4 protein-coding genes and 2 tRNA genes are annotated in these 3,347 nt (G+C 64.7%); 4 read left to right on the top strand and 2 right to left on the bottom strand.

Going from position 1 to position 3,347, the window contains the following annotated elements; all coding sequences use genetic code 11:
- A complete protein-coding gene (locus EOA24_RS31585) occupies nt 1-636 on the top strand; it encodes a thermonuclease family protein (RefSeq protein ID WP_245501900.1) in 636 nt (211 codons plus the stop codon).
- A gap of 264 nt (nt 637-900) precedes the next feature.
- On the top strand, nt 901-1,647 hold the full coding sequence (locus tag EOA24_RS31580) for a GGDEF domain-containing protein (protein ID WP_245467245.1): 747 nt from the start codon (nt 901-903) through the stop codon (nt 1,645-1,647).
- 66 nt (nt 1,648-1,713) lie between these two features.
- Here the strand turns inward: EOA24_RS31580 and EOA24_RS31575 are convergent.
- Both EOA24_RS31575 and EOA24_RS31570 read right to left on the bottom strand, forming a co-directional pair.
- Nucleotides 1,714-1,787, bottom strand: a tRNA-Cys gene (locus EOA24_RS31575).
- Between the two features lie 78 nt (nt 1,788-1,865).
- A tRNA-Thr gene (locus EOA24_RS31570) sits at nt 1,866-1,940 on the bottom strand.
- A gap of 222 nt (nt 1,941-2,162) precedes the next feature.
- Here EOA24_RS31570 and EOA24_RS41965 point away from each other — a divergent pair.
- Entirely contained in the window at nt 2,163-2,339 is a 177-nt protein-coding gene (locus tag EOA24_RS41965; protein ID WP_189343246.1) for a hypothetical protein, read from the top strand.
- Nucleotides 2,340-2,477: 138 nt separating this feature from the next.
- A partial coding sequence (locus EOA24_RS31565; RefSeq protein WP_127410468.1) for a UDP-N-acetylglucosamine 1-carboxyvinyltransferase occupies nt 2,478-3,347 on the top strand: 870 nt, incomplete at its 3' end.

The raw sequence follows: 3,347 nt of genomic DNA, 5'->3' as shown, positions 1-3,347 counted from the left end.
CTGCTGATCGCCGAGGGCAGGCGCTGGCTGCCGCCCGACCCGCCGCCGGTCACGCCGGCCCAAGATGCCGGCGACCTCAAGCCTGCCTCTCAGGTCCCGGTTCAAGAGACGCGGCCGGGCGAGCCGGCACGCAAGATCGCCGAGGATCTCATTGCGCCGCCGCCGCTCGACCCGTCAGGGATCGAGCGCATCGAGCCGCGCCCTCCGCTCGGCGAACTCGGGCTCGCGCCGCGACCGAAGACGCCGATGCCGCGGGATTGGCGCGAGACGCTGCTTTTCGGTCCGGTCGCGACCTCCTCGGCGGTCTTCGAGGCCATGGGACGCATGGTCGCCATCAGCGGCACGATCGGCATGGACCCCCGCAGGACATGCACGTTCGACAACACCGCCTGGCCCTGCGGCCAGCGGGCGCGGGCCGCCTTCAACGCCTGGCTCCGCGGCCGGGCGCTGAAATGCCTGCTGCCACCGGATGCCGACCGCTTCGCGATCGCCGCGCCCTGCGCGCTCGGCAAGCAGGATGTCGGCGCCTGGCTGGTCTCCAATGGCTGGGCGCTGGCCGCTCCCACCGGCATCTACGGCAAGGCGGAAGCGGTGGCGAGAGAAGCCAGGATGGGCATTTTCGGACCACCGCAATAGCGCAATCGCGGGAAAGCCGGTTTCCGTCGCGGAATTGCGTGAAAGCAGAATGGTCAGAGCGGTTCGGCGATTCTAGAAACCGAGAACTGGTCCAACGGCCAGGCAGGTCATCACTCGAGCCGCGGGCTGCGGTCGCATGCGCAGGCCGGATCCAGCGCTTCCCATGGAGAAAAAAGCCGACTTTGCATCAAATTGTACGCTTCCCTGAAACCGAAATTGCAACGGACCTCCTGTAAGCCAATGCGTCGAACAGGAGATTGGCCCTTGACCACGAAAACACCGACCGCGCCGGCTCAAACGTGGAAGCACCTCATCTTGCTGGCCGTGCTTGGCACCGCCGGCTGCGTCGCCCTTTCGCTGGCGCTGAACTACCTGATGCTTTTCAGCGACAGCCTGACGCCGTTCGCCCGTGGGGCAGTCACGGCCATCATCGTGCCGATCGTCATCGGTCTGCCGCTGTTTGCCCTCACCGGCTGGCAACAGATCGAGATCCGCCGTTACCGGCAGGAACTCACCAAATCCGGCACTTACGACCAGCTGACCGGCTGCCTGAACGGCAAGGTGTTCACATCGATGGTCGACAGGAGAGCGGCGAGACCGGCCGGTCCGCGCTCCGGCGCGTTTCTCGTCATCCATCCGGAACATCTGGCGTCGATCAACCTGCGCTTCGGTCTGGAATGGGGCGACGAGGCCTTGCGCCTGATCGCATCGGCCATCCGATCCGCGGTGCGCAAGGACGATCTGATCGGCCGGCTCGGAACCTCGATGTTCGGCGTCTTCCTGCCGGGTGCGAGCGACCAGGACGCCAAGGAGATCGGCGAGCGTATTCGCGGCGCGGTCGGCGAAATCTATTTCGCGCCGAAAGGCGACAAGGACGTGCTTGCGATCAGCGTCGGGGGCGTCGTCTTCGAACATGAGCTCGATTTCGAGGACATGTACCGCTTCGCGGAGGAAGGCATGGCCGAGGCCCCCGACGAAGCCGGCCTGCGGCTGTCGCACGTCACCAACTGAACCGGCGCGATCGGTCTGCTTCTTGGTCGCACCGTAAGCGCAGCTGGGCTGCGGGTGCGCGGGAACTGGAGGCCTCGCCCGAATCGAACCGGGATTGAAGGATTTGCAGTCCTCTGCGTGAACCATTCATCCACGAGGCCTCGCAGGCGGGGCATTGCCATGGGTTGGCGCCAGAACCATCGTCAGGCGCTGCCCGATGCGGCAATTACAGGGAAGGCTGGTGCTGCGAGAGAGGATTGAACTCTCGACCTCTCCCTTACCAAGGGAGTGCTCTACCACTGAGCTACCGCAGCCTGCGATGGCGGCGCTTCTGCCATATCGAACCGGCAAGCGCAAGGCCAAGAAAAACCCAAAGCGTCGGATCTGATTCTTGGCCGCCATTAAGCGGTTTGGGACGCTAATGCGCGGCCGATCCACAGCGTGAAACCGCCGGACGGCCTGCTTTCATGACATTGCCGGGCCAAAATGCTACCCATTGCGGAATCGCAGCCGGCTGACCGGTCAGGGATTGGACGATGGGCGAGAAGACAAATCCACCGAAAAAGGGCGAAGCCGTGCACAAGGAACGGCTGGCCGAGGCGCTGCGCGCCAATCTGCAGAAGCGCAAGGCGCAGACGCGTTCGCGGCGCGCTGGCGACGCCGATCAGCGGTCGGAAGGCTTGCCGGCTGCTGGAAAAATGCACAAGGACTGACCAAATCAGCCATACTGCCCGGCCATAGTCGGTCCGGTTCTAGGAAAATCCTATTTCTTGAACCAAGCCGGCCAATGGTCTAAGCCGGGCGCATCAACCGATTGAACCGGCCTGTTCTGGCCGAGGGGACGTTTTCTTATGGATCGCATCAGAATTGTCGGCGGCAATGGGCTGGCCGGTACCATTCCGATCTCGGGCGCCAAGAACGCGGCGCTGCCGCTGATGATCGCCTCGCTGCTCACCGACGACACGCTGACACTCGAAAACGTGCCGCATCTGGCCGATGTCGAGCAGCTGATCCGCATCCTCGGCAACCAAGGCGTCGACTATTCCGTCAACGGCCGCCGCGAGAGCCAGCAGAAAGGCTATTCGCGCACGATCAATTTTTCCGCCCGCAACATCGTCGACACCACCGCGCCTTACGAGCTGGTGTCGAAGATGCGCGCCTCCTTCTGGGTTATCGGGCCGCTGCTTGCCCGCATGGGCGAGGCCAAGGTGTCGTTGCCCGGCGGCTGCGCCATCGGCACGCGCCCTGTCGACCTATTCCTCGAGGGCCTGCAGGTCCTTGGCGCGGAACTCGACGTCGACAATGGCTATGTCCTGGCCAAGACCCGGAATGGCCGCCTGGTCGGCAATCGTTACGTCTTCCCGAAGGTTTCGGTCGGCGCCACCCATGTGCTGATGATGGCGGCCTCGCTCGCCAAGGGCGAGACGGTGCTCGAAAACGCCGCGCGCGAGCCAGAGATCGTCAATCTCGCCGAATGCCTGATCGCCATGGGCGCCAAGATCCACGGCGCCGGCACCTCCACCATCACCATCCAGGGCGTCGAGGCGCTGTCCGGCGCCCGTGTCCGCGTCATCCCCGACCGCATCGAGACCGGCACCTATGCCATGGCGGTGGCGATGACCGGCGGCGATGTGGTGCTGGAAGGCGCGCGGCCCGACCTGTTGCAGACGGCGCTCGACGTTCTCGTCGAGACCGGCGCCGAGATCACGCCGACCAACGAG

This window comes from Mesorhizobium sp. M2A.F.Ca.ET.039.01.1.1, assembly GCF_003998035.1.
GTDB lineage: Bacteria > Pseudomonadota > Alphaproteobacteria > Rhizobiales > Rhizobiaceae > Mesorhizobium.
Note: the sequence above shows the minus strand (reverse complement) of the source record. Positions and strands in the feature narration are given on the sequence as shown.

Coding starts and splice junctions, on each gene's coding strand:
- EOA24_RS41965 (WP_189343246.1), top strand. CDS start 2,163: ATGGGCGAGAAGACAAATCCACCGAAAAAGGGCGAAGCCGTGCACAAG.